The following is a 25,355-nucleotide window of genomic DNA, read 5'->3' on the forward strand; positions in this document are numbered from 1 at the left end:
TCTTTCGAGTGAATTTCCGTCAGATCGGCATGGCCCAGTGAGGAGCCCCCGTGCGGCCTACTGCTTGTAGGTCGTCAGGAACCGGCCGATCCGGCTGATCGCGGTCTCCAGATCGTCGGCCCGCGGCAGCGTGACGAACCGGAAGTGGTCCGGGCGCGGCCAGTTGAAGCCGGTGCCCTGGACGATGTGGATCTTCTCGCGGAGCAGCAGGTCCAGCGCGAACTGCTCGTCGTCCTTGATCCTGTGCACCGCCGGGTCCAGCCTGGCGAATGCGTAGAGGGCGCCCTTGGGCTTGACGCAGCTCACCCGGGCAGCTCGTTGAGCGCCCGCCAGGTGACGTCGCGCTGCTCGGTCAGCCGGCCGTTCGGCAGGGTCAGGTCGTGGATCGACTGGTGGCCGCCGAGCGCCGCCTGCACCGCGTACTGGGCCGGCACATTGGGGCAGAGCCGCATGCCGGCCAGCATGGTCAGCCCCTCCAGGTAGTCCCTGGCGTGCTGCTTGGGGCCGGACACCACCAGCCAGCCGCTGCGGAAGCCGGCCACCCGGTAGGCCTTGGAGAGGCCGTTGAAGGTCAGGGTCACCACGTCGTCGGCGAGCGCGGCCAGGCAGTGGTGCTCGGCACCGTCGTAGAGGATCTTGTCGTAGATCTCGTCGGCCAGCACCATCAGGCCGTGCCGGCGGGCGAGTTCGAGGATGCCGGTGAGCAGTTCCCTGGGGTAGACCGCGCCGGTCGGGTTGTTGGGGTTGATCACCACGATGGCCTTGGTGCGAGAGGTGATCTTGGTGGCGATGTCGTCCAGGTCCGGGTACCAGTCGGCCTCCTCGTCGCACAGGTAGTGCACCGCCTTGCCGCCGGCGAGGCGGACCACGGCCGTCCACAGCGGGAAGTCGGGGGCCGGGACCAGCACCTCGTCGCCGTCGTCGACCAGCGCCTGGACGGCCATCTGGATCAGCTCGGAGGCGCCGTTGCCCAGGAAGACGTCGTTGACGTCGACGCCGGTCACGCCGCGCTGCTGGTAGTACTGCACCACCGCGCGGCGGGCCGGCAGGATCCCGCGGGCGTCGCTGTAGCCGTGCGCCCTGGGGAGGTTGCGGATGATGTCCTGCAGGATCTCCTCGGGCGCCTCGAAGCCGAACGGCGCCGGGTTGCCGGTGTTCAGCCGCAGCACGCTGTGCCCGGCCTCCTCCAGGGCGTTGGCCTGGTCGACCACCGGGCCGCGGATCTCGTAGCACACGCCTGCGAGCTTGCTGGACTGCCGGAACTCCATGACTGAGCCTCCACACCGCCGAACCTGGTTGCTTTGTTCTACCAAGCGAGCACTTGGAAAGTCCAACCTCTTGGCTATGCTGATGCCATGTCACGCCGAAGCTACGACCAGTACTGCGCGATCGCCCGGGCTCTGGACGCGGTGGGAGAGCGCTGGAGCCTCCTGATCGTCCGTGAGCTGCTCGGCGGGCCGCGCCGCTACACCGACCTGCACGCCGACCTGCCCGGGGTGTCCACCGACATCCTGGCCGCCCGGCTCAAGCAACTGGAGGCCGAGGGCCTGGTGGTCCGCCGCCGCCTGGAGCGGCCGGCCAACGCCACTGTCTACGAGCTGACCGAGCGCGGCGCCGCGCTGCACCCGGTGCTGACCGCCCTGGGCGACTGGGGGCTGCCGGCGCTGGGGGAGCAGCGGCCGACCGACGCGGTGCGCGGGCACTGGGTCACGGGCGGCGCGCCGATCGACGGGGTCAGCCCGGCAGGCGCAGCGCCGAGTTGATCCACTCGTGGGCGTCGCCCATGGTCGGGCCCGGGTGCAGGGCGCGGGCCAGCTGCCAGTAGCGGGCGATCACCGGGTGGGTCAGCTCGAAGGCCGCCAGTTCGCGACGGAACGCGGCGTCGTCGACCCGCCCGGCGCCGCGGGCGAACGCCGCGACATAGGCGTCCAGTGCCTCCCCGGGGCCCGGCTCGGCGCCCCGGGCCAGCTCGGCCAGGGCGAGCTGGTAGGCCTCGCTGGTGCCCTCGTAGGTCAGGCTGAGGCTGGGCGTGTCCTTCGCGGCCGGGGTCCGGGCGGCGGCGGCCAGCTTGCGATCACTGCTGAGCGCGTGCAACCGGGCATAGGCAAGCGCCTGTTGAGGCGTCGGCTCGGCGGGCAGCTCCGGCAGCACGGCGTCCACGATCGCGCGCTTCAGTCCGGCCGGCAGCCGCACCGGCAGCACCCGGCGCCAGAAGGCCGCGAAGACATCCATCCTGGGCGCCTCGCGCAGCGCCTCGCCCAGCGTCAGCAACTCCTCGGGGTGCTCCGCCAGAGCGGCCAACGCGGCCTCGCGCCAGCGCAGTTCGGTGAGCTGCCGGGCCAGCTCGGCCCGCTCCCGGGCCAGCGCCTGGTCAAGCGCCACCTCACCGGCCGCCACCTCCCCGGCCGTCGGCAGCGACAGCCCCAGCGCCCGCAACCCGCGAAGCTGCCGCAACCGGGCCAGCGCCGGAGTACCGTAACGCCGGTGGCCGCCCGCGCTGCGCTGCGCGGCGGGCAGCAGCCCCTGGTCCGAGTAGTAGCGCACGGTCTTGACGCTGACCCCCGCCGCCTCGGCCAGCATCCCGATGCTCAGGCTGGTTTCTCCCCCTGGGGGAGTTCCTACGGTCACGCCCATGAGCATATTCGTACTGATTCCCGGGCCTGGCTGGACGGCTGGGCCTGGCAGCAGGTGGCGGCCCAGCTGACTGCCGCCGGACATCGCGCGATCCCCGTCACCCTCGGCACCGCGTCGAGCGACGGACTTGCCGAGCACACTGCCCAGGTCTCCAGGGTGCTGGCCGAGCAGGACGAGCCGGTGGTGCTGGTCGGCCACAGCTACGGCAGCTTTCCGATGCTGGCCGCCGCCGATGCCGCGCCGGAGCGGGTGGCCCGCACGGTGCTGATCGACGCGCCGCTGCCGGAGGACGGCGAGTCGCTGGTGGACATGGTGCCGGAGCAGCGGGCCACCGTGACCGGTGAGTTGGTGCGCTACCCCGAGGTGGCCTGGCTCGACGGCGGCGATCTGCCGGCCGAGATCGCCGAACAGCTGCCCCAGCGGGTGCCGTTCTGGCCCGCCCGCAGCATGACCGAGCCGATCCGGCTCACCGGCGCCTTCAAGAACCTGCCGATGACCGGCATCTTCTGCACCCTCAGCGGCGCCGACCTGCCCCTGGTGCGCGGCCTGCACGCCACCGGCGCGCCCCGGTTCGCCTGGTTGGCCAACCCCGCCAACCGCTACTTCGAACTCCCCAGCGGCCACTGCCCGATGTTCTCGATGCCCGAGCGGCTGGCCGAGGTGCTGGCCGCAGCCGCCCGGGGTGAGGGCGAGCCGCTGCTCGGCGAATAGCGCACGGGTGCTGACGGGCCCGGCGAGGGGAGGGCCCGTCAGCACCCGGTGGCTACTTGATCGAGCAGCCGCCGGCCCGGTTGCTCCACAGCGGCTGCATCGCGAAGGTGCCGGTGGGGAGTGCCACCTTCTGGAAGTTGCTCTCGCAGGTGTCGCCGATCTCCTGGCCCGAGGAGTTGACCCAGCCGGAGCTGGGCTGCGGGTCGCTGATCGACTCGGCGTACTCGTGGCCCTCGACGATGCTGAAGGCGTCCAGCTTGCCGCCGAGTGCGCTGTTCGGGCAGCGGCTGCCGGCCGGGGCGTCCAGCTGGTACGGCATGTTGGTGTAGGAGACGCTGCCGGAGTAGTCGTGGTAGGCGCAGAAGCCCGAGCCGGGCCAGCCGTCGGGAGAGGTGCCGTGCGGGCTGAGCACCACGATCTGCGCATCCGTGTCGCCGGCCACCCCGAAGTGGCTCGCGGCGCGGTCGGCCTCGGCGGCGATGCCGCTCTGCGAGGAGGCGGCGGGGGCCGGGGCCGCGTTGTCCGACCAACTGCCGCCCAGCACCGGGCCGGTGAAGGCGGGTCCGGTGCCGGAAGAGTCGGTGTACTGCGAGGTGATGGCGGACCAGGTGTCCTGGCTGGTGCCCAGGCCCTGGAAGAGCTTGGTCAGATACGTCTGGATGCCGTTGGTGTCGGTGTTCCACTGGCTTCCCCAGAAGTCCAGGTAGACCACCGGGTGGTGCTGTACGGGCCCGCCGTGGTAGCGCATCTGCGAAGTGCTCCGGGTCGGGCTCTGCGGCGCGTAGGCGGCGTGGTGGGCGGGGGAGGCGATCGCACCGGGGGCGGCGGCCAGCTGGGCGGCGGGCACGGCGGTGACGGCCAGGGCGGCCGTGACGGCGGCCAGGGCGCGGCGGACGGAGGACGTGCGACGGAGAGTCATGGGGGCGCTCGCATTCGCGGATCGGGAAAGCACGTGTGGGGGGTGTGCTGCGGCGACTCGGTCCAGATACTGGTGGCCGGCCGCGCGTTGCTCAAGCGCGCGGAGTCGACGTATACACGCCAAGGCGGGAAACCGTCCCGAGGGAGTCGCCGTGACCAACCCCACCCCGACCGACCGCTATCGCGCCGCGCGGGACCTGCTGCTGCGTCAGGAGCCGTTCGCCTGGCCCGAGCTCGGCGAGCGGTTCAACTGGGCCGTCGACTGGTTCGACGCGATCGCCCGGGGCAACGAGCGCACCGCGCTGTGGATCGTCGAGGAGGACGGGCGGGAGCGGCGCCAAAGTTTCGACGAGCTGGCCCGCCGCTCCGACCAGGTCGCCCACCACCTGGCCGGCCTCGGGGTGCGCAAGGGCGATCGGGTGCTGCTGATGCTCGGCAACCAGGTCGAGCTGTGGGAGGCGATGCTGGCGGTGATGAAGCTCGGCGCGGTGATCATGCCGACCACCACCGCGCTCGGCCCCGCCGACCTGGCCGACCGGATCGAACGCGGCCGGGCCCGCCATGTCGTGGCCAACGCCGCCGACACGGCGAAGTTCACCGGAGGCGGCTGCACCAGGATCGTGGTCGGCGGCCCGGTCGAGGGCTGGACCCCGTTCGAGGACGCCTACCGGATCGCCGAGCCGGCGCCGCTGCCCGCCGTCACCGCGCCCGAGGACCCGCTGCTGGTCTACTTCACCAGCGGCACCACCAGCCGCCCCAAGCTGGTGCAGCACACCCAGGTCTCCTACCCCGTCGGCCACTTGACCACGATGGCCTGGTCCGGCCTGCGCCCCGGCGACGTGCACCTCAACATCAGCTCACCGGGCTGGGCCAAGCACGCCTGGAGCTGCTTCTTCGCGCCGTGGATCGCCGAGGCCACCATCTTCGTGCACAACTACACCCGCTTCGACCCGGTGCGGCTGCTGGCCGAGCTGCGCCGGGCCGAGGTGACGACCTTCTGCGCGCCGCCCACGGTCTGGCGGATGCTCATCCAGAGCGACCTGTCGGCCGGTCCGGGCACGCTGCGCGAGCTGTTCGCGGCCGGCGAGCCGCTCAACCCGGAGGTGATCGCCCAGATCGAGCGGCAATGGGGGCTCACCATCCGGGACGGGTTCGGGCAGACCGAGACCACCCTGCTGATCGGCAACCCCCCGGGCGGCACGGTCAAGCCCGGCTCGATGGGCCGTCCGCTGCCCGGCGTGCCGGTGGTGCTGGTCGACCCGGTCAGCGGCAAGCCCGCCGACGAGGGCGAGATCTGCCTCGACCTGGCGCAGCGCCCGGTCAACCTGATGACCGGCTACCTGGACGACGAAGAGCGCAACGCCGCCGCGATGGCCGGTGGTTACTACCACACCGGCGATGTGGCCGCCCGGGACGCCGACGGCTACATCACCTACATCGGCCGCACCGACGACGTCTTCAAGGCCTCCGACTACAAGATCTCCCCGTTCGAGCTGGAGAGCGTGCTGATCGAGCACCCGGCGGTCGCAGAGGCGGCGGTCGTCCCGGCACCCGATCCCACCCGCCTGGCGGTGCCCAAGGCCTATGTCGCGCTGGCGCCCGGCTGGGAGCCGACCCGGGAGACCGCGCTGGCGATCCTGCGGCACGCCCGCGAGAACCTGGCTCCCTATCTGCGGGTGCGCCGGCTGGAGTTCTTCGAGCTGCCGAAGACCATCTCCGGCAAGATCCGCCGGGTCGAGCTGCGCACCCGCGAGGAGCAGGGCGGCGAGCTGTCCGCCGAGTGGCGCGACGACCAGTTCCCGGAGCTCAGGAGCTGAGGACGATCCGGATCCCGACCGTCCCCCCGGTGCCGCGACGCAGTCGGCTGCCCAGCAGCGTCAGCCGCCCGAGCAGGCCGTACTTGCGGGCCAGCAGGGGACGGTACGGGGCCGCGTCGACGATCTCGGCGGTGGCCGGCACCGGTTCGCCGCTCGGGTTGCCGCGCATGTCGCACGGCCCGACCAGCACCTCGGGCCGGCGCCGGATCCGCTTGACCTTCCAGCTGTCGGCGGCCGTCCACACCCCCAGCGCCTGCCCGTCGCGCACCACCCACACCGGGGTGGCCACCGGCGTGCCGTCCTTCTTGCAGGAGGTGATCAGCAGGTACTTGCCGTTCCCCAGCCGGTCCAGCAGCGCGTCATCCATATGCGGACTGTACAGCTGACACAATGCCCTGCGTACCTGCAGCGACACACTGGAGAAGGTGACCGGCTTCGTGACCACACCAGCCGAAGTAGCAGTCGGGCGGCGGATCGCCGAGGAGCTCGGGGTCCGGGAGGGGCAGGTGAAGGCGGCGGTCGAGCTGCTGGACGGCGGGTCGACCGTGCCGTTCATCGCCCGCTACCGCAAGGAGGTCACCGGCGAGCTGGACGACGCCCAGCTGCGCACCCTGGAGGAGCGGCTGCGCTACCTGCGGGAGCTGGAGGAGCGCCGGGCCGCCGTGCTGGAGTCGATCGAGGCCCAGGGCAAGCTGGACGACCCGCTGCGCGCGCAGATCCTGGCCGCCGACTCCAAGGCCCGCCTGGAGGACATCTACCTGCCCTTCAAGCCCAAGCGCCGCACCAAGGCGCAGGCGGCCCGGGAGGCCGGCCTGGAGCCGCTGGCGGACACCCTGCTGGCCGACCCGTCGCAGGACCCGGCCGCGCTGGCCGCGACCTTCGCCAACGAGCAGGTCGCGGACGCCGCGGCCGCGCTGGACGGCGCCCGGTCGATCCTGGTCGAGCGGTTCGCCGAGGACGCCGACCTGATCGGCTCGCTGCGCGAGCGGATGTGGACCCGCGGTCGGCTGGTCGCCAAGGTCCGCGACGGCAAGGAGCAGGACGGCGCCAAGTTCGCCGACTACTTCGACTTCGCCGAGCCCTACACCAAGCTGCCCTCGCACCGGATCCTGGCGATGCTGCGCGGCGAGAAGGAGGAGGTGCTCGACCTCGACCTGTCGCCCTACGAGGGCGAGGAGGCCGACCTGCCGGACGAGCGCGACTACGAGCAGCGGATCGCCGCCCGGTTCGGCGTCGCCGACCACGGCCGCCCGGCCGACAAGTGGCTCGGCGACACGGTCCGTTGGGCCTGGCGCACCCGGATCCTGGTGCGGCTCGGCCTGGACCTGCGCGGCCGGCTGCGCCAGGAGGCCGAGGACGAGGCGGTCAAGGTGTTCGCCGCCAACCTGCGCGACCTGCTGCTGGCCGCGCCCGCCGGCACCCGGGCCACCATGGGCCTGGACCCGGGCTTCCGCACCGGCGTCAAGGTCGCCGTGGTGGACGCCACCGGCAAGGTGGTCGCGCACGACACCATCTACCCGCACCAGCCGGCCAACAAGTGGGACGCGGCGCTGGCCACCCTGGCCAAGCTGGCCAAGGCGCACGACGTCGAGCTGGTGGCGATCGGCAACGGCACCGCCTCCCGGGAGACCGACAAGCTCGCCGAGGACCTGATCAAGCGCCACCCGGAGCTGAAGCTGACCAAGGCGATGGTCTCCGAGGCCGGCGCCTCGGTCTACTCCGCCTCGGCCTTCGCCTCCCAGGAGCTGCCGGAGCTCAACGTCTCGATCCGCGGCGCGGTTTCGATCGCCCGCCGGCTTCAGGACCCGCTGGCCGAGCTGGTGAAGATCGACCCCAAGTCGATCGGCGTCGGCCAGTACCAGCACGACCTCAGCGAGGTGAAGCTGTCCCGCTCGCTGGACGCCGTGGTCGAGGACTGCGTCAACGCGGTCGGAGTGGACGTCAACACCGCCTCCGCGCCGCTGCTCACCCGGGTCTCCGGGGTGACCTCGACGCTGGCCGACAACATCGTGGCGCACCGCGACGCCAACGGCCCCTTCCGCACCCGCAAGTCGCTCAAGGACGTGACCCGGCTGGGTCCGAAGGCCTTCGAGCAGTGCGCGGGCTTCCTGCGGATCCCGGGTGGTGACGACCCGTTGGACGCCTCCGCGGTGCACCCCGAGGCCTACCCTGTGGTGCGGCGGATCCTGGCGAAGACCGGCGGCACCGTCAAGGAGCTGATCGGCAACGGGTCGGCGCTGCGGGCCCTGAAGCCGGCCGAGTTCGCCGACGAGACCTTCGGCATCCCGACGGTCACCGACATCCTGGGCGAGTTGGACAAGCCGGGCCGCGACCCGCGCCCCGCGTTCCGCACCGCGACCTTCAAGGAGGGCGTGGACACCATCGGCGACCTGGTGGTCGGCATGGTGCTGGAGGGCGTGGTGACCAATGTCGCCGCGTTCGGCGCCTTCGTCGACGTGGGCGTCCACCAGGACGGCCTGGTGCACGTCTCGGCGCTGTCCACGAAGTTCGTCAAGGACCCGCGCGAGGTGGTCAAGCCGGGCGACGTGGTGACCTGCAAGGTGGTCTCGGTCGACGTGCCGCGCAAGCGGATCGGCCTGTCGCTGCGGCTGGACGACGAGGCGCAGCCGGCCCGCGGCGGCGGCCAGGGTGGCCAGGGCGGCGGTCAGGGCGGTGGCGGTCGGGAGCGCGGGTCGCGCCCGCCGCGCCAGGACCGGCGCGGCGGCTCGGCGCCGGCGCCCGTGGTGAACAGCGCGATGGCGGACGCGCTGCGCCGCGCCGGGCTGAGCCGTTGAGTCAGCCCGGCCGTTGAGTCAGGCCAGTGACGCGGGGCGGGGCGGTGACCCGCCCCGCTCCGTCATGCCCGGCGCAGTTCGGCGGCGAGCTGGATCAGTTCGGCCCGCCAGGGCTCGGCGCCCATCAGCGCGGCGGCCTCGGCGACCGGCAGGGCCCGGACCTGGACGACCTGTTCGCCGTCGTCCGGGTTGGTCGGCGCGCCGTCCAGCTCCACCTCGGCCCAGCCCCAGAGCCAGGCCTTCTCGGGGTGCGGCTGCCACGGCCGGTAGGGGGCGGGCCGGTCGGTCACCGCGCGGTGCGCGCCGATCCAGACCGGCTCGCCGCACAGCCGCGCGCCGGCTTCCTCGCGCAGTTCGCGGACCAGGCAGTCACGCACCGTCTCGTCGGCCTCGCGGGTGCCGCCGGGCAGGAACCAGTGGCCCCGGTTGTCCTCGCAGACCACCACCCGGTCGCCGATGAAGCCGATCAGGTGAATGTTGGTGATCAGTCCGTCAGGCGGCACGGCGAGGCTGAACTGGGCGTCGATGCCGCCCCACTCCCACCGCTGGGGCGCGAACAGCGCCGGATACCGGTCCTGCGGCGGGCTGATGAGCTCAGGGCTGTTGGTCACCGCTGGATCCTAGTCGCGGCTACCCGTGTGGCGTGAGCGACTACGTACCGTATTTACAACGTATGGTTTCGGTGACGGGTCAGTTGTGGACAGGTGCTGGGAGGCGGAAGACATGGCGGTGCTCTGCAGGCCGGCGACCGAAGTGCCGGAACACGTCATCACCATGGACGACACCCTGGCGATCGCCCGCGACAAGCACCGGGACCACCCGGACCTGGGGCTGGTGCTGCGGCTGATCAAGAACACCGGGGTGCGCAAGCGGCACATCGTCCAGCCGATCGAGCGGACCCTGGCGCATCCGGGCTTCGAGAGCCGCAACCTGCTGTTCTTCGAGGAGGCGCGCAAGCGTGTGCCACGGGTCGTCCAGCAGGCCCTGGACCACGCCGAGCTGACGGCCAGGCAGATCGACCTGATCGTCTTCGTCTCCTGCACCGGCTTCAGCATGCCGTCGCTGACCGCCTGGCTGATCAACGAGATGGGCTTCAACGCGCAGACCAGGCAGCTGCCGATCGCCCAACTCGGCTGCGCGGCAGGCGGCGCGGCGATCAACCGGGCGCATGACTTCTGCACCGCCTACCCGCAGCGCAACGCCCTGGTCGTGGCCTGCGAGTTCTGCTCGCTCTGCTACCAGCCGACCGACCTCGGAGTCGGCCAGCTGCTCTCCGACGGCCTGTTCGGGGACGCGGTCGCGGCCGCGGTGGTGCGCGGCGGGGACCAGGGCTGGGGGGTGCGGCTGGAGCGCAACGGCTCCTACCTGATCCCCGGGACCCAGGACTGGATCTCCTACGCGGTGCGGTCCACCGGCTTCCACTTCCAGCTGGACAAGCGGGTGCCCGGCACCATGGAGCCGCTGGCCCCGGCGCTGGAGGCGCTCGCCGACGAGCACGCCTGGAAGGCCGCCAACCTGGACTTCTACATCATCCACGCGGGCGGCCCACGGATCCTGGACGACCTCAGCCGGTTCCTGGAGGTGCCCGGCGAGGCCTTCCGGCACAGCCGGGCCACCCTCACCGAGTACGGCAACATCGCCAGCGGCGTGGTCCTGGACGCACTCGGCCGGCTCTTCGACGAGGGCACGGCGATCAGCGGGCACCGCGGCATCCTGGCCGGGTTCGGTCCCGGCATCACCGCCGAGATGTCGCTCGGCACCTGGATCGACCGCCGTAGCGAGCGACTGAACTGAACCGAACGGAAAGGCTTTTCGGATGTCCGAAACCGAGCCGGTCTTCTGGACCGTCGACGAGCTGGACGAGTTGGAGTTCGACCCGGTGCTGCACGGCGCGGTGTCCCGGGAGGACCTGGGCCGGATCCGGCTGCCGCACGGCACCGGCCAGGCCTGGCTGGCCGGCAAGTACGCCGACGTCACCAAGGTCACCTCGGACGCGCGGTTCAGCCGGGCCCGGCTGCTGCACCAGGACGTCACCAGGCTGGCGCCCAACCCGATCCCGCTGAACGACGCGGTGGGCTTCGCCGACCCGCCCGAGCACACCAAGCTGCGCCGCGCCGCCTCAAGGGCCTTCACCAGCAAGCAGACCGAGGCCCGGCGGCCGCACTCCGAGGCGCTGGCCGACCGGCTGCTGGACGCGATGGTCCAACACGGCTCGCCGGCCGACCTGATGGAGCACTACTACACCCCGTTCGCACTGCACGGCATGAGCGACCTGATGGGCATCCCGGAGGCGGGCCGCGCGCAGGTCGCCGACTGGACGGTGCAGATCATCACCGCCGCGCGCAGCCCCGAGGAGAGCGAGCGGGCCAAGCAGGAGATCGGCGCCTACCTCGACGGCCTGGCCGAGCAGCGGCACACCGAACCGCGGGACGACCTGCTCAGCCACCTGGTCCAGGGCGAGAAGGACGGCGAGCTGACCCGCGAGCAACTGGTGGCCTTCGCGGTGCTGATGCAGATCAGCGGCATGAACTCGGTGCGCTTCAACAGCAGCACCATGGCCTACATCCTGCTCACCCGCCCGCACTTGTGGCAGCGGCTGCTCGACGAGCCGCAGCTGCTGCCGCAGGCGGTGGAGGAGCTGCTGCGCTGGCTGCCGCACCGCAACGCCACCGGGCAGGCCCGGATCGCCACCGAGGACGTCGAGTTGGGCGGGGTCACGGTCCGCGAGGGCGAGGCGGTGCACTCCTCCTACCTGGCGGCCAACCGCGACCCGGCGGTCTTCGCCGATCCCGACGAGCTGGACTTCGACCGGCAGCCCAACCCGCACCTGGCCTTCGGGCACGGCCCGCACTACTGCGTCGGCGCGACCTTCGCCCGGATGGAGACCCAGACCATGCTGCGCGCCCTGCTGAACCGGCTGCCAGGGCTGCGACTTGCCGTGCCCGCCGACCAGGTGCCGTGGCGCAAGGGCGAGTTGATCCGGGGCCCGCGCGCCCTGCCGGTCACCTGGTGAGCCTCCCGTTGAGCGGGCTGATGCTGCCGCCCGGCGGCGGACGTTCGCTGATCGGGCCGGCCCAGCACGTCACCTTCAAGATCACGGGGGAGCGCAGCACCGTCGGCTCGCTCTTCGAGGTGGTGGTGCCGGTGGGCTTCGACGTCGGCGCCCACCGGCACACCAGGACCGAGGAGTTCTTCTACGTGCTGGACGGCGAGGTGGACATGTTCGCCTTCGAGCCCGAGGTGCGCACCGCCGGCGGCTGGCAGAACTGGCGCTCCGCGAACGGCGAGACGGTGCGGCGCGGCACCCCCGGCGCCCTGATCCACATTCCGCCCGGCTGCCCGCACGGCTTCGCCAACCCCGGGCCCGCTCCCGCCCGGATGCTCTTCCAGGCCGCCCCGCCGCCCGACCACGAGCGCTACTTCGAGGAGCTCTTCGAGCTGCTGGCCGACGGGGCACCCGCGCCCGGCGCCGTGGAGGAACTGCGCCGCCGCTGGGACGTCGAGCAGTTCACCCCGCTGAAGCCGGGGCAGCCGCTGCCCACCGAGCCGCTCGGGCCCGATCCGGCCGGGGCCGGTTCGACTGGAGCTGGCCCAACCGGCGCGGGATGAGGCAGGCTGGGACTGACACTTACTCACGAGTAGGGAGCAGGCCGTGCCGCACACCCACGAGGTCACCAACCAGGTTCCGCTGCCGTACGGGCACAACACCGCCGAGGACCCGGCCATGCTCGCCGCGCTGCACCGGGCCGGGGCCGACTGGGTGCTGCCGGAGCTGCACGAGCTGGGCCGGCTGGCCGGCACCGAGCAGGCCGCCGAGTGGGGGCGCCTCGCCAACGAGAACGAGCCGGTGCTGCACACCCACGACCGGTTCGGCCACCGGATCGACGAGGTCGAGTTCCACCCGGCCTGGCACGAGCTGATGACCATCGCCGTCGAGCACGGCCTGCACGCCGCGCCCTGGCAGGACGCCCGCCCCGGCGCGCACACCGCCCGGGCCGCCAAGTTCTACCTGTGGAGCCAGGTCGAGGCCGGGCACGGCTGCCCGATCTCGATGACCTACGCCGCCGTCCCGGCCCTGCGCACCACCCCCGAGCTGGCCGGCTGGCTGGAGCCGCTGCTGGCCGCCCGGCACTACGACTTCGGCCTGCGCGAGCCGCACGGCAAGCGCGGCCTGATCGCCGGCATGTCGATGACCGAGAAGCAGGGCGGCTCGGACGTGCGCACCAACACCACGGTGGCGCTGCCGGCCGGCGACGGCACCTACCACCTCACCGGGCACAAGTGGTTCACCTCGGCGCCGATGTCCGACGTCTTCCTGACCCTGGCCCAGGCGCCGGGCGGGCTGAGCTGCTTCGTGCTGCCCCGGGTGCTGCCGGACGGCACCCGCAACGCCCTGCGGATCCAGCGGCTCAAGGACAAGCTCGGCAACCGCTCCAACGCCTCCTGTGAGCTGGAGTACGAGGAGGCGGTCGGCTGGCTGGTCGGCGAGGAGGGGCGCGGGGTGCGGACCATCATCGAGATGGTCAACATGACCCGCCTGGACTGCACTCTGGGCGCCGCGGCCGGCATGCGGGTGGCCGTCCAGCGGGCCGTGCAGCACGCCACCCACCGCAAGGCCTTCGGCGCCGAGCTGATCCACCAGCCGCTGATGCGCAACGTGCTGGCCGACCTGTCCCTGGAGTCGGAGGCGGCCACCACCGTCGCGCTGCGCCTCGCCGAGGCCACCGACCGGTCGCTGGGCGGCGACGAGGACGAGGCCGACTTCCGCCGGCTGGCGCTGGCCGTCACCAAGTACTGGACCTGCAAGCGCGGTCCGGCGCACGCCGCCGAGGCGCTGGAGTGCCTGGGCGGCAACGGCTACGCGGAGGAGTCCGGCATGCCCCGGATCTACCGGGAGGCGCCGCTGGTCTCGATCTGGGAGGGCTCGGGCAATGTCGCGGCGCTTGACGCGCTGCGCGCGATGGCCCGCAACCCGCGCTCGGTGGACGCCTACTTCGCCGAGCTGGAGGCGGCAGCCGGGGCCGACCGCCATCTGGACGCGGCCGTCGCCGGGCTGCGCAAGCAGCTCGGCGACACCAGCGAGCTGGAGTACCGCACCCGGCGGGTGGTGGAGCAGATGGCCGTCACGCTGCAGGCCGCGCTGCTGGTCCGGCACGCCCCGGCTGCGGTGGCCGACGCGTTCTGCGCCTCCCGGCTGGGCGGCGACCACGGCGCCGCCTTCGGCACGCTGCCGACCGGGGTGGACACCGAGACGCTGATCAGCCGGGCCGCGATGGTCCAGGCGTGATCGTGCCTTCTGGGGTGGCGGGCCGTCAGCAGGCGGCCCGCTCCTTGATCCAGATCAGCTTCTTGCCGGTCTCGGCCGGGGTGGTGGGGGCCTCCTCGTGCACCCGGTCGAGCCGGTAGCCGAGCTTGCGCGGCACCGCGGCGCTGGCGGCGTTCGCCTGGTCGCAGTGGATCTCCACCCGCTCGACGTCGGGGAGCGCCAGGGCGGCCTCGGTCAGCGCGGCGGCGCCGTTGGTGGCCAGGGAACGGCCGGTGTACTCGCGGGCCACCCAGTAGCCGATCTCGATCGCGCCCGGCCCGATCCGCCGGTGCAGGCCGAACATGCCCAGCACGCTGCCGGGTTGGTCGGCCCGGCCCAGCACGTACATGAAGTCCGTGCCGTCCTCCCAGAGCTGCCAGCCGATCTTGGTCATCTCCCGGGAGCGCTCCAGGGTCGGGGCGGTGGTGGCCCAGGCCATCCAGGGGCGCAGATGCTCCAGGTCGCGGACGATCACCTCGTTGACCGTGTCGGCGTCCGCCAGGGTGCGGCGGCGCAGCACGAAACCGTCGGACAGCTCGAGGAGCTCGGGCGGGCGGGAGGGGGCCTGGGCGATGGTCTGCGTGGTGGTCGGCGCCGCGAGACTGACAGGGCCGTCGTCAGTGTGGTTCATGTCAAGCATCATGGCAGCCGGATCCCCTCGCCGACCACGGAATTCGGGCGGTCGCTCGGCGCCGTCACAGCCGGACCAGCACCTCGTCCAGCTCCTTGCGGTGCAGGTCCGGCACCCGGGCGCCGTCGGCCGGGTAGCCGACCGGGATCACATAGGCGGCGCGCTCCTCGGGCGGGCGCTCGCAGATCTCGTTGAGGAACCGCATGGGGCTCGGCGTGTGGGTGAGGGTCGCCAGGCCGGCCTGGTGCAGGGTGGCCAGCAGCAGGCCGACCGCGATGCCGACCGACTCCTTGGTGTAGTACGGGCGCGGCGTGTCGGGGCCCTTGTGCACCTCGAACACCACGACCACGGCCGGCGCGTCCTCCAGGAACGGCTTGTGCCAGTCGGTGCCGATCGGGGCGAGCGCGGCCAGCCACTCCTCGGAGGCGCGGCGGTCGTAGAACTCGCGCTCCTCGGCCTCCGCCGCCTTCCGCAGCCGCCGCTTGCGCTCCGGGTCGGTGACGACGACGAACCGCCACGGCTGGACGTGCGCACCGCTGGGCGCCGTCGCCGCCGTACGGATCGCCCACTCCAGCACCCCGTCCGGCAGCGGGCGCGGCGAGTAGTCGCGAACGGTCCGCCGCCGGGCCATGACGTCGTGGAAGCTCCGGGCGCGCGCCTCGGCCTGGTCGGCCGGCACGTGCATCGGGGCGAGCGGGACGGTGGGGTGGGACGTCGTCATACCAGCAAGTATGAGAAGCCCCGATGTGGTCTAAACCTCCGTCAAGTTCCCGTCCGCCATGGAGATCCGGCGGTTCACCGCGACCGACTCCAGCATCCGGCGGTCATGGGTGACCAGCAGCAGGGTGCCGGTGTAGGAGGCGAGCGCCGACTCCAACTGCTCGATGGCCGGCAGGTCGAGGTGGTTGGTCGGCTCGTCCAGCACCAGCAGGTTCACCCCGCGCGCCTGCAGCAGCGCCAGCGCGGCCCGGGTGCGCTCGCCGGGGGAGAGGGTGTCGGCCGGGCGCAGGACATGCACCGCCTTGAGGCCGAACTTGGCCAGCAGGGTGCGGACATCGGCCTCGTTCAGCTCCGGCACGGCGGCCCCGAAAGCGGCCATCAGGGTCTCCGGGCCGAAGAACAGCCCGCGCGCCTGGTCCACCTCGCCGACCACGACGCCCGAACCCAGCGACGCCTGGCCGGAGTCCAGCGCCAGCCGGCCCAACAGCGCTGCCAGCAGAGTGGACTTGCCGGAGCCGTTGGCCCCGGTGATCGCCACCCGGTCCGCCCAGTCGATCTGCAGGTCCACCGGCCCGAAGCCGAACTCGCCGCGCTTCAGGACGGCTTGGCGCAGCGTCGCCACCACCGAGCCGGAGCGCGGGGCGACGGCGATCTCCATCCGCAGCTCCCACTCCTTGCGCGGCTCCTCGACCACCTCCAGGCGCTCGATCATCCGCTGGGTCTGCTTGGCCTTGGCGGCCTGCTTCTCGGAGGAGGAGACCGAGGCGGCCTTGCGGATCTTGTCGTTGTCCGGGCTCTTCTTGAGTGCGTTGCGCGTGCCCTTGTCCGCCCAAGACTTCTGCATCCGGGACCGGGCCTCCAGCGAGGCCTTGGTGTCCGCGTACTCCTCGTACTCCTCGCGGGCGTGCCGGCGGGCCCGGGCGCGCTCGTCCAGGTACGACTGGTAGCCGCCGCCGTAGAGGTTGACCTGCTGCTGGGCCAGGTCGAGCTCCAGCACCCGGGTCACGGTGCGGGCCAGGAACTCGCGGTCGTGGCTGATCAGCACGGTGCCGGCGCGCAGGTTCTTGACGAACGCCTCAAGCCGCTCCAGACCGTCCAGGTCCAGGTCGTTGGTCGGCTCGTCCAGCAGGAAGACGTCGTAGCGGGAGAGCAGCAGCGAGGCCAGCCCCGCGCGGGCCGCCTGGCCACCGGAGAGCGAGGTCATCTCCTGGTCCAGGCTGACGGTCAGGCCGAGCGAACCGGCCACCTGCTCGGCCCGCTCCGCGAGGTCCGCGCCGCCCAGGTCCAGCCAGCGGTCCAGGGCGTTGGCGTAGGCGTCGTCGGACCCGGGCGCCTCGGCCACCAGCGCCTCGGTGGCCGCGTCCAGCGCCGCCTGGGCGGCGGCCACCCCGGTGCGCCGCTCCAGGAACTCCCGCACCGACTCGCCGGGGCGCCGCTCGGGCTCCTGCGGCAGGTGGCCCACGGTGGCGGTCGGCGGGCTGAGCGTGATGCTCCCGTGCTCCGGCCGGTCCAGCCCCGCCAGCAGCCGCAGCAGCGTCGACTTGCCGGCGCCGTTCACGCCGACCAGTCCGATCACCTCGCCGGGGGCGACGACGAGGTCGAGTCCGCTGAACAGGGTCCGCTCGCCGTGTCCGGCAGCCAGGTCTTTGGTGACGAGAGTTGCGCTCATGATGGTGTCGATCCTATTGGCTGCCCGGCGAAGTACCGCAGCACCATCGTGACCAGGGCGTCGACGTCGGCATCGGCCATCGGTTCGCCGGTCATGCCCATCCGGTGGAGCAGGGTGCCGACGACGACGTCGATGAAGAAGAGGACCCGCTGCGAGGGCTCGTCGAGCGCGCTCAGCAGGGCCAGCCGGTAGGGCTCCTGCAGTCGCGCGGCCAGGATCTCGCGCAGCGCCGGATCGCTGACGGCGTCGCTGAACACGCCGGCGAACGCGTCGCCCACCCCGGGCTCGCTGATCTTCGCCGCGATCCAGCGGATGGTCGTGGCCAGCAGCTCGGCTCGGCCGGCGCCCTCTCTGAGGGGCGCCGGCCCGAACGCGTCGAGCAAGCAGTCCACGATCAGCTCGCCCTTCGACGGCCAGCGGCGGTAGACCGTCGTCTTCGCCACGCCGGCCCGGGCGGCGATGCGTTCCACGGTGGCACGGGCGTAGCCGAGCTCCTGGACGGTGCGCAGGGTGGCGGTGAAGACCTCGGTGGTGACGCCGGTGCGCGGGCGGCCGGGAGGTCGGGGCGAAGAGGGCATTCCCATACGGTAGCTGGTTTCGCTACCTTGAGTATCGATACCTGAGGTAGCGAAACTACGGGCACCGAGGAGAGACGGCATGAGCCAGGCGATAGCGGCACAGCAGGACTGGGCGACGATGACGGACGAGGAACTGGCCGCCTACCGGGAGGATGAGAACCGCAGGCGCGCGGCGCCCCAGGCGCAGGCGATCACCGGGGTGCCGGATCCAGGTGCGGCGATCGAGTGGCAGGAGCTGGCGCTGCCGGGGCGCCGCCTGCCGGTGCGGGTCTACCGGCCGGTGTCGCTCGGGCACGGCGACCTGCCCCTGGTGCTCCATGTGCACGGCGGCGGGTTCGTGGGCACGGCGGTGCAGAGCGACTGGGTCAACAGCCACCTCGCCGCCCGACTGCCCGCGCTCGTCGTCTCGGTGGAGCACCGCCTGCTCGCCCCGGACACCGCACTGGCGGCCGCGGTCGACGACGGCTGGGACGCGCTTGAGCATGTGGTGCGCCACGCCCACGAGTTGGGCATCGACCCGGCGCGCGTCGCCGTCTTCGGCGAGAGCTGCGGCGGCCTGATCACCGCCCTGACCGCCATCCGGGCCCGCGCGGCCGGCCTCGAGGTGCGGGCACAGGTCCTGGTCAACCCCGCCGTCGATGTCACCGCGACGATGCTCGACCACCCCTCGATCACCGAGCACGCGGTCAGCCCGACCCTCACCCTGCCCCAACTGCGCCTGATGCAGCGGCTCGCCGTCCCGGCGGGAAGCGACCCGCGCACCCTGTCACCGCTGTACGCCGACGACTTGAGCGGCCTCGCCCCGGCGCTGGTCGTGGTGCCGACCCACGACCCGCTCGCCGACCACGGCCGCCGCTACGCGGAACGCCTGCGCGAGGCCGGGACGTCGGTGCGGCTCACCGAGTACCCCGGCGCCGGGCACGCGTTCCTCAGCATGCCGGGCGTGGTGGGCCAGGTCGCCGAGGCCGCACGGGCGGAGGTCACCGAGTTCCTCCGCATGTAGTGGCGGTTCGCCGTGCAGCAGCGGGAGCCGTCACAGCGTCAGGTCGAGCCGTCGGCATGCGTGTTGAGGTGGCTCCCGCAGCCGGTCAGGAGGGATCGGGCCGCACGGTCGGGGCGCCGATCAGTGGCAGCACCATTCGGAAGTGGCCTGGCGTCTCCTGGATCACCTCGAACTCCACGCCGGCCGGGAACTGCACCTGCAGGAAGGCCTCGAGGGTCGCCTTGGGCTCCTTCACCAACGCGCGCAGGAAGACGGGGTCCGCTTGCGCCCGTTCGATCACACGGCGCTCGATGGCCTGCCGGTCGGTGCGCTCGAACAGGGCGTGCCACTGCTTGGCCTTCTGCCGTTCCGCCTCGAGATCGACGACCGCCACGTCGTCCGACGCGGGCTCTGAATCGCAGTTCGGGGCCGTCGCCGGAAGACTGCCCTGGAGGCCCCAGTTGCAGAAGACGTCATGGCGGGTCGCCAGCCCGTCCGGGTTGGTCGTCCGGCCGTAGCCGTCGTCCTGGAACAGCCAGGCGCAGAAATCGGCGGGAGCCTGGCCCGCGAGGTAGTAGTCGGTCGACCCGGTCCCGAGGAAGTTCTCGTAAACGGTCATCCCCGACGCAGTGCACATCCCGCTCGTCGCGGATTCCCAGGTGAAGTAGTAGGAAACGAAGGTACCCGCGCTCCAGGTCTGGCTGAGCCAGTTCTCGATGTACTCGGACGGCGAAGAGTAGTCCCGGCTGTCGACGAACACGCCTTTGGGGTCGCCGAGCACGAGCCACCGCAGCGGCAGCAGGGTCTTGGTGAGCGAGAGCGTGAATTCCGCATCCGCAGCCGTGAGCGCGTCCTCGTAAGGTTTGCTGTGCTTGACGGGCACGGAATACTCCGGGGAGGCCATCGTATAAACCGCGGCCGCCTCCCCGGTCACCGGATTCGTCCAGGTAGTGGTCCAGTTCCCCGGGATGTCATCGTTGATTGCGCCCAGATCGTCCTGGGCTTGCAAGAAGCTCTTGTGGAACCGGTTCCACACGCCGGCCGCCGCACCCTGGAGGCTCGGCGGCGTGTCGGTGACGTAGCTCCAGAACAGGTTCGCCACGGCTGCGGAGAAGAAAGCATTGCCGGGGAAATCGACACCGCCGATACCCCAGGCGGCGTCGTCGAGCAGGTTGGCGACGAAGGTCTGCTCGGGGTCGATGGACGGATCCTCGGACACGAAGTCGTAGACGGTGTTGATGTCGTCCTGCAGGTCGTCGTGGAGGTCCTGAAGCCAATCCATCTGGTTGTCGATGTTCGCCTTCACCGCCGCCAGCTGCTCCGGAGTCGGCGGCGGTGGCGGCTCCTCCTGGAACTCCGTCGTGGTGTTGTCGTCCAGCGTGCCGACGAGAGCGGCCGGCTGCATGTCGCATCCCTGCGTCTGCGAGCGCCGGTAGATGTTGCGTTGAGTCGCCGTCCCATCGGGATCCAGCGGCAGATCGATGAGATCGCGGTGGCCACTGCCGCCTCGCCGCGGATCTCGGGGAGGAAGCCGTGGTGCGCCAGCTGTATCTACCGGACACACCAGTGCTCATGACCCGGTTCGTGGCCCCGGAGGGTGTCGGAGAAGTCATCGACTTCATGGTGCCCATCGCCTCGAACGCCCCTGCCGCCCGGCACCGGCTCACCCGGGTTGCCCGGGTGGTCCGCGGCAGCCTGCCCTTCGAGCTGCTGTGCCGGCCCCGCTTCGACTACGGCCGCGCCTCGCACACGCTCAGCCGCCTCGATGACGGCAGCATCGTCTTCCACGGTCCCGACACCGATCTGCACGTGCAGGCGACCGCGCCGGTTCGACTCCACGCCGACGGCTCGGATGTCTCCGCCCGCTTCACCCTGGACGCCGGTGAGAGCGCCGCGGTGCTCCTCACCGCCGAGACGGGCGAGCGCGGCGGGCAACCGGGCGGGTCGCCGCCGACCACCGAGGAGGTGGCGGCGGCGTTCGACGCATGCCGTGACTTCTGGCTCACCTGGCTGCGGTCCTGCCGCTACAAGGGCCGCTGGCACGAGATGGTCATCCGGTCCGCCATCACCCTCAAGCTGCTCACCTACGCCCCGACCGGTGCCCCGATCGCGGCAGCCACCATGGGTCTGCCCGAGCAGGTCGGAGGCGAGCGCAACTGGGACTACCGCTACACCTGGGTGCGGGACGGCTCCCTGTCGGTGCGTGCGCTCATCGACCTCGGATTCACCGCCGAGGCGAACGCGTTCCGCCGCTGGCTGCGCGAGCGGCTGGAGGCCGACGGCACCGCTACCGGCGAGCTCCTGCAGATCATGTACCGGGTGGACGGCGAGCCGCAGCTGGCCGAGGAGGTCATCGAGCACTTGGAGGGCTATCGGCGCTCCGCCCCGGTCCGGGCCGGCAATGCGGCGGCCGACCAGCTCCAGCTCGACATCTACGGTGAGGCGGCCTACGCCATCGCCCAGTCCGAGGACATCGGGGACGTCCGGGGCTGGCACGTGCTCGCCGAGCTCATCGACTGGCTGTGCGAGCACTGGGACCGCCCGGACGAGGGCATTTGGGAGACCCGCGGGGGCCGCCACAACTTCACCTACAGCCGCCTGATGACCTGGGTCGCCTTCGACCGGGCGATCCGCATGGCCGCCACCCATGCCCGGCCCGCCGACCTCGTTCGCTGGCGCGAAGCCCGCGACGCCGTCTTCCGGCAGATCATCGAGCGGGGCTGGAGCGACAAGCGCGCGGCCTTCGTCCAGCACTACGACACCGACGTGCTCGACGCCTCATTGCTGCTGATGCCCCGCGTCGGGTTCCTGTCCCCGACCGACCGGGACTGGCTCAGCACCCTTGACGCCATGGGCGAGGAACTCGTCAGCGACAGCCTGGTCTACCGCTACGACCCCGCCGCCTCACCCGACGGTCTGCGGGGCTCCGAGGGCACCTTCAGCCTGTGCAGCTTCCTGTACGTCGAGGCCCTGGCCCGCTCAGGGCGCGTCCACCAGGCCCGCTACGCGTTCGACAAGATGCTCACCTACGCCAACCATGTCGGCCTGTTCGCCGAGGAGATCGGCCCCTCTGGTGAGCAACTCGGCAACTTCCCCCAGGCGTTCACCCATCTCGCACTCGTCGCCGCGGCCCTCGCCCTCGACGAGGAACTCGACCGCGCCGAGCGGTCGAGGGCTTAGGGAGTGCGGGTCCCGTGACCGAGGATGCCGCCGTCAGCGGCCACCGCCGTCCAGCGGGAGCGAGTGCCGGCTCGCGGCTGCTGGCGCCGCTCGCGCTGGCGCAGTTCATCTGCAGCTTCGCCGGCTCCAACATGAACGTGATGATCCACGACATCAGCCACGACCTGGACACCAGCGTCCAGGGTGTGCAGGTCGCGATCACCCTGTTCCTGCTCGTCATGGCAGCCCTCATGATCCCGGGCGGCAAGGCCACCGATCGGTTCGGCCGCAAGCGCTGCTTCGTCGCGGGCCTCACCGTCTACGGCATCGGCACCATCCTCAGTGCTGCGGCGCCCGGACTCGGCGTGCTGATCCTCGGCAACTCCATCTTCCAGGGCGTCGGTACGGCCCTGCTCATTCCCCCGGTCTACATCCTCGCCACCCTGCACTTCCCCGATCTGACCTCCCGCGCGCGGGCGTTCGGCGTCATCATGGCCGCCGGCGGGGTCGGCGCGGCCGCGGGTCCGCTGATCGGCGGGCTGATCACTTCCGCGATCAGCTGGCGGGCCGCGTTCGTCTTCCAGGCCCTGATCATCGCGCTGATCATCGCGCTGAGCCGCACCATCGACGACCCGCTGCCGCCGGACCCCACGCGCGCGTTCGACGTCCGCGGGCCGTCCTGTCGGCCGGCGGGCTGGTCCTGATCGTCATGGGCATCCTCGCCGCGGACAACAACCTGTGGCTGACGCTCGGCCTGATCGCCGGCGGCGTCCTCGTGCTGGCCTGGTTCATGCACTGGATCCGCAGTGAGGAGCGCGCCGGAGCGGAACCGCTGCTGTCCACCGACCTCTTCCGCAACCGCACCGCCAACCTCGGCCTGGTCACCCAGAACGCCCAGTGGCTGCTGCTCATGGGCACCTCGTTCACCGTCGCCACCTACCTGCAGGTGGTGCGGGGCTACAACGCCATCCAGACCGGCGTCATCTTCACCGCCGCCACCCTCGGGCTGCTCGCCTCCTCACTCGCCGCGGAACGCCTCGCCAAGCGCCTGCCGCAACGGACCCTGATCACGGCCGGGTTCGCGCTCGCCGTCGTCGGCATCGGGGTCCTGATCGGGTTGGTCGCCGGCTCGCCCAGCCCCTGGGCGTTCGCCCCCGGCCTGCTGCTGATCGGCCTCGGCCTGGGGGTGATGCTCACCCCGTCCGTGAACGTGGTCCAGTCCGCCTTCCCCGAGGAGCAGCAGGGCGAGATCTCCGGTCTCTCCCGGAGCATCTCCAACCTCGGCTCGACCTTCGGCACCGCCATCGCCGGCACCATCCTCGTCGCCAACCTCGGCAAGCACGCCTACGCCGCCGCCATGGCCGTTCTCGCCGTCGCAGCCCTCATCGGCCTCGCCACCGCCACCCGGCTCCCGCGCACCACCCCGACCGCGCACGACCCGGCCGACACCCCGCCGCCCCGACCACGGGCATGAGCGACCGGATCGGCGCACGGCTGGCGGGGGAGCGGCGGGCCGATCGTCCAGGGCCCCTGTCGAACATGGTCTACTTCGACGTCGACCGCCCGATTGACCAACCGGAAGCCGAGGCCATGACGCGACACTGCTGCGACCAGATGACGGACCAGGTCAACTGGCAGTGCGACCAGCACGACGAGCCGTTCTCCTGTCCCGATGCCCTGGTGTACTTCGCGGCCAAGTACCAGGAGTACGGGCTGATCATCCACGATGGCGGTGCTTCGGTCATCGGGATCGAGTTCTGCCCGTGGTGCGGAGGGCGGCTCCCCGAGTCCCAACGGGACCGGTGGTTCCAGGAGTTGGAGAGCCGCGGCATCGATCCGTGGGAGGACGAGGTGCCCGCCGAGTTCGAGGACGAGCGGTGGCTCGCGCTGTAGGTCGGCGCCTTCGGTGACTGCGGTGACTGCGGCGGCTTCGGTGACTTCGCTGACTTCGGTGCGCAGCGGTTCCGGTGCTCAGAGGAGGCGGCGCAGGAGGCGGGACTTGACGGCAGTGAAGGGCGGGTAGGCGAGGCGCAGGGGGTCGGCGAGGAGGGGCTTGTCCAGCACGGACTTGGTGTGGCTGAAGGTGTCGATGGAGTGGGCGCCGTGGTAGCCGCCGAGGCCGCTCTCGCCGACGCCGCCGAACGGGAACCCGGGGACGGCGATGTGGGCGTTGGGGACGCCGAAGGCGAGGGCGCCGGAAGAGGTCTCAGCGGCGAGGCGGCGCTTGGTGGCGGGGGATGAGGTGAAGGCATACAGCGCGAGGGGCTTGTCGCGGGCGGTGATGAACGCGATCGCGGCATCCAGGTCGGGCACGCGGACGATCGGCAGGACGGGGCCGAAGATCTCCTCCCGCATCACCGGAGCCTCCGGGTCGACGTCGGCGAGGACGGTCGGGGCGAGGTAGCGGTCGGCGCGGTCGTGATCGCCGCCGGTGACGATCCGGCCGTCGGAGAGCAGGGCGGTCAGGCGCTCGAAGTGGCGCTCGTTGACGATGCGGCCGTAGTCGGGGCTCTTCGCCGGGTCGGTGCCGTACATCTCGCGGATCGCGGCGGTCAGTTGCCGTTCGAGTGCGGTGGCGGTGTCACCGATGGCGAGGACGTAGTCGGGGGCGACGCAGGTCTGGCCGGCGTTCATGAACTTGCCCCAGGCGATCCGGCGGGCCGCCGTCGCGAGGTCGGTGCCGGGCTCCACGACGACGGGGCTCTTGCCGCCCAACTCCAGGGTGACCGGGGTGAGATGACGGGCGGCGGCGGTCATCACGATGCGGCCGACGGTGCCGTTGCCGGTGTAGAAGACGTGGTCGAAGCGCTGCTCCAGCAGGGCGGTGGTCTCCGGCACCCCGCCCTCGACCACGGCCGCGGCCTGCCGGTCCAGCGTGCGGGGCAGCCAGTGGGCGAGCGCCGCCGAGGTGGCCGGGGCGAGTTCGCTGGGCTTGACCACCGCGCAGTTGCCCGCCGCGAGCGCGCCCACCAGCGGGGCCAGTGCCAGCTGCAGCGGGTAGTTCCACGGGCTGATGATCAGCACGGTGCCCAGCGGCTCGCGCACCGTGCGGGCCCGGGCCGGCTGCAACGCCAGCGGCACCGGGATGCGGCGCGGGCGCACCCAGCGGTCGAGGTGGCGCAGGGTGTGGTCGATCTCGGTGATCGTGAAGCCGATCTCGGTGGTGTACGCCTCGGCGGCGCTCTTGCCGAGGTCGGCGCGCAGGGCAGCGGTGAAGGCGGCCTCCTGCTCGACCAACAGGCGCCGCAGGGCGCGCAGTTGGGCCTTGCGCCAGGCGAGCGGCTTGGTGCGGCCGGTGGCGAAGGCGGCATGCAGGCGGGAGACGGTCGCGGCGGCGTCGGTGGTCGCTGCGGTGTCCGTGGTCGCGGCGGGGCGAGTGTCAGCGCTCATGCTTCGAGCATAAACGAAACGAAACGATTTCGTTTCTGGTTTTGAG

The 25,355-nt window shown here is 71.6% G+C and carries 22 protein-coding genes and 2 pseudogenes; 13 read left to right on the plus strand and 11 right to left on the minus strand.

Features of this window, described 5'->3' with window-relative positions; all coding sequences use genetic code 11:
* Positions 1-57: 57 nt before the first annotated feature.
* Positions 58-1,268 (minus strand): annotated as a pseudogene (locus tag E6W39_RS31970) (pyridoxal phosphate-dependent aminotransferase).
* An 87-nt stretch (positions 1,269-1,355) separates the two neighbouring features.
* Here E6W39_RS31970 and E6W39_RS31975 point away from each other — a divergent pair.
* Positions 1,356-1,706 (plus strand): annotated as a pseudogene (locus tag E6W39_RS31975) (winged helix-turn-helix transcriptional regulator); the annotation flags it as partial.
* A gap of 28 nt (positions 1,707-1,734) precedes the next feature.
* On the opposite strand, the gene E6W39_RS31980 reads toward E6W39_RS31975, so the two are convergent.
* Positions 1,735-2,580: a helix-turn-helix domain-containing protein gene (locus tag E6W39_RS31980; protein ID WP_407658516.1), complete on the minus strand. Its 846-nt coding sequence runs from the start codon at positions 2,578-2,580 to the stop codon at positions 1,735-1,737.
* Between E6W39_RS31980 and E6W39_RS31985 the strand changes: the two genes are divergently transcribed.
* Positions 2,485-3,345 carry an alpha/beta fold hydrolase gene (locus E6W39_RS31985; protein WP_141636450.1) on the plus strand — a complete coding sequence of 287 codons (861 nt, stop codon included), beginning with the start codon at positions 2,485-2,487 and terminating at the stop codon, positions 3,343-3,345. The two genes, E6W39_RS31980 and E6W39_RS31985, sit on opposite strands and share 96 nt — an antisense overlap.
* Before the next feature lie 52 nt (positions 3,346-3,397).
* On the opposite strand, the gene E6W39_RS39910 is transcribed toward E6W39_RS31985, so the two are convergent.
* Positions 3,398-4,264 (minus strand): hypothetical protein, encoded by an 867-nt coding sequence (locus tag E6W39_RS39910; RefSeq protein ID WP_181799536.1) that lies wholly within the window; start codon positions 4,262-4,264, stop codon positions 3,398-3,400.
* 151 nt (positions 4,265-4,415) lie between these two features.
* On the opposite strand from E6W39_RS39910, the gene E6W39_RS31995 reads away from it, so the two are divergent.
* Positions 4,416-6,080 carry an AMP-binding protein gene (locus tag E6W39_RS31995; RefSeq protein WP_228718444.1) on the plus strand — a complete coding sequence of 555 codons (1,665 nt, stop codon included), beginning with the start codon at positions 4,416-4,418 and terminating at the stop codon, positions 6,078-6,080.
* Here the strand turns inward: E6W39_RS31995 and E6W39_RS32000 are convergent.
* Entirely contained in the window at positions 6,070-6,447 is a 378-nt protein-coding gene (locus E6W39_RS32000) for a PPOX class F420-dependent oxidoreductase (protein WP_141636452.1), read from the minus strand. The two genes, E6W39_RS31995 and E6W39_RS32000, sit on opposite strands and share 11 nt — an antisense overlap.
* A 58-nt stretch (positions 6,448-6,505) precedes the next feature.
* Here E6W39_RS32000 and E6W39_RS32005 point away from each other — a divergent pair, with 58 nt between their 5' ends.
* Positions 6,506-8,875 (plus strand): Tex family protein, encoded by a 2,370-nt coding sequence (locus E6W39_RS32005; protein WP_228718445.1) that lies wholly within the window; start codon positions 6,506-6,508, stop codon positions 8,873-8,875.
* Positions 8,876-8,937: 62 nt separating this feature from the next.
* Here E6W39_RS32005 and E6W39_RS32010 read toward each other — a convergent pair whose 3' ends face one another.
* The gene (locus tag E6W39_RS32010) at positions 8,938-9,486 is read right to left on the minus strand and encodes an NUDIX hydrolase (protein ID WP_228718446.1); all 549 of its coding nucleotides are present in this window, start codon (positions 9,484-9,486) and stop codon (positions 8,938-8,940) included.
* Between the two features lie 112 nt (positions 9,487-9,598).
* Here E6W39_RS32010 and E6W39_RS32015 point away from each other — a divergent pair, with 112 nt between their 5' ends.
* From E6W39_RS32015 to E6W39_RS32030, 4 genes are read left to right on the plus strand one after another with little or no spacing between them, the layout of a single operon-like run.
* On the plus strand, positions 9,599-10,669 hold the full coding sequence (locus E6W39_RS32015) for a type III polyketide synthase (protein WP_141636453.1): 1,071 nt from the start codon (positions 9,599-9,601) through the stop codon (positions 10,667-10,669).
* A 22-nt stretch (positions 10,670-10,691) separates the two neighbouring features.
* Positions 10,692-11,888 carry a cytochrome P450 gene (locus E6W39_RS32020; RefSeq protein WP_141636454.1) on the plus strand — a complete coding sequence of 399 codons (1,197 nt, stop codon included), beginning with the start codon at positions 10,692-10,694 and terminating at the stop codon, positions 11,886-11,888.
* Between the two features lie 20 nt (positions 11,889-11,908).
* Positions 11,909-12,484, plus strand: a complete 576-nt coding sequence (locus E6W39_RS32025) for a cupin domain-containing protein (protein ID WP_141638071.1) — start codon at positions 11,909-11,911, stop codon at positions 12,482-12,484.
* A 43-nt stretch (positions 12,485-12,527) separates the two neighbouring features.
* Complete coding sequence (locus tag E6W39_RS32030; RefSeq protein WP_141636455.1) at positions 12,528-14,162, plus strand: isovaleryl-CoA dehydrogenase; 1,635 nt, start codon at positions 12,528-12,530, stop codon at positions 14,160-14,162.
* Positions 14,163-14,187: 25 nt separating this feature from the next.
* Here the strand turns inward: E6W39_RS32030 and E6W39_RS32035 are convergent, their stop codons facing one another.
* The 4 genes from E6W39_RS32035 to E6W39_RS32050 all read right to left on the minus strand — a co-directional run bounded on the left by E6W39_RS32035 (position 14,188) and on the right by E6W39_RS32050 (position 17,778).
* Positions 14,188-14,811, minus strand: coding sequence for a GNAT family N-acetyltransferase (locus tag E6W39_RS32035; RefSeq protein ID WP_181799537.1), 624 nt, complete (start codon positions 14,809-14,811; stop codon positions 14,188-14,190).
* 64 nt (positions 14,812-14,875) lie between these two features.
* Positions 14,876-15,532, minus strand: a complete 657-nt coding sequence (locus E6W39_RS32040) for a nitroreductase family protein (RefSeq protein WP_141636457.1) — start codon at positions 15,530-15,532, stop codon at positions 14,876-14,878.
* Between the two features lie 30 nt (positions 15,533-15,562).
* Positions 15,563-17,200, minus strand: coding sequence for an ABC-F family ATP-binding cassette domain-containing protein (locus E6W39_RS32045; protein WP_141636458.1), 1,638 nt, complete (start codon positions 17,198-17,200; stop codon positions 15,563-15,565).
* Positions 17,197-17,778 carry a TetR/AcrR family transcriptional regulator gene (locus E6W39_RS32050; protein ID WP_141636459.1) on the minus strand — a complete coding sequence of 194 codons (582 nt, stop codon included), beginning with the start codon at positions 17,776-17,778 and terminating at the stop codon, positions 17,197-17,199. Before E6W39_RS32050 ends, E6W39_RS32045 begins: the two co-directional genes overlap by 4 nt.
* Before the next feature lie 79 nt (positions 17,779-17,857).
* Between E6W39_RS32050 and E6W39_RS32055 the strand changes: the two genes are divergently transcribed.
* Complete coding sequence (locus E6W39_RS32055) at positions 17,858-18,781, plus strand: alpha/beta hydrolase (protein WP_141636460.1); 924 nt, start codon at positions 17,858-17,860, stop codon at positions 18,779-18,781.
* 85 nt (positions 18,782-18,866) lie between these two features.
* Here E6W39_RS32055 and E6W39_RS32060 read toward each other — a convergent pair whose 3' ends face one another.
* On the minus strand, positions 18,867-20,165 hold the full coding sequence (locus tag E6W39_RS32060; RefSeq protein WP_141636461.1) for a hypothetical protein: 1,299 nt from the start codon (positions 20,163-20,165) through the stop codon (positions 18,867-18,869).
* A gap of 167 nt (positions 20,166-20,332) precedes the next feature.
* Here E6W39_RS32060 and E6W39_RS32065 point away from each other — a divergent pair, with 167 nt between their 5' ends.
* The 4 genes from E6W39_RS32065 to E6W39_RS32075 are packed head-to-tail and all read left to right on the plus strand — an operon-like array spanning position 20,333 to position 23,812.
* Positions 20,333-21,940: a glycoside hydrolase family 15 protein gene (locus E6W39_RS32065; protein ID WP_228718447.1), complete on the plus strand. Its 1,608-nt coding sequence runs from the start codon at positions 20,333-20,335 to the stop codon at positions 21,938-21,940.
* 14 nt (positions 21,941-21,954) lie between these two features.
* Positions 21,955-22,623 (plus strand): MFS transporter, encoded by a 669-nt coding sequence (locus E6W39_RS42170; RefSeq protein ID WP_228718448.1) that lies wholly within the window; start codon positions 21,955-21,957, stop codon positions 22,621-22,623.
* A gap of 5 nt (positions 22,624-22,628) precedes the next feature.
* Positions 22,629-23,393, plus strand: a complete 765-nt coding sequence (locus E6W39_RS42175) for an MFS transporter (RefSeq protein WP_267286717.1) — start codon at positions 22,629-22,631, stop codon at positions 23,391-23,393.
* Positions 23,390-23,812, plus strand: a complete 423-nt coding sequence (locus tag E6W39_RS32075; RefSeq protein ID WP_323809115.1) for a DUF6980 family protein — start codon at positions 23,390-23,392, stop codon at positions 23,810-23,812. Before E6W39_RS42175 ends, E6W39_RS32075 begins: the two co-directional genes overlap by 4 nt.
* 78 nt (positions 23,813-23,890) lie before the next feature.
* Here the strand turns inward: E6W39_RS32075 and E6W39_RS32080 are convergent, their stop codons facing one another.
* The gene (locus E6W39_RS32080) at positions 23,891-25,309 is read right to left on the minus strand and encodes an aldehyde dehydrogenase family protein (protein WP_141636462.1); all 1,419 of its coding nucleotides are present in this window, start codon (positions 25,307-25,309) and stop codon (positions 23,891-23,893) included.
* Positions 25,310-25,355 lie beyond the last annotated feature (46 nt).

This window comes from Kitasatospora acidiphila (assembly GCF_006636205.1).
GTDB lineage: Bacteria > Actinomycetota > Actinomycetes > Streptomycetales > Streptomycetaceae > Kitasatospora > Kitasatospora acidiphila.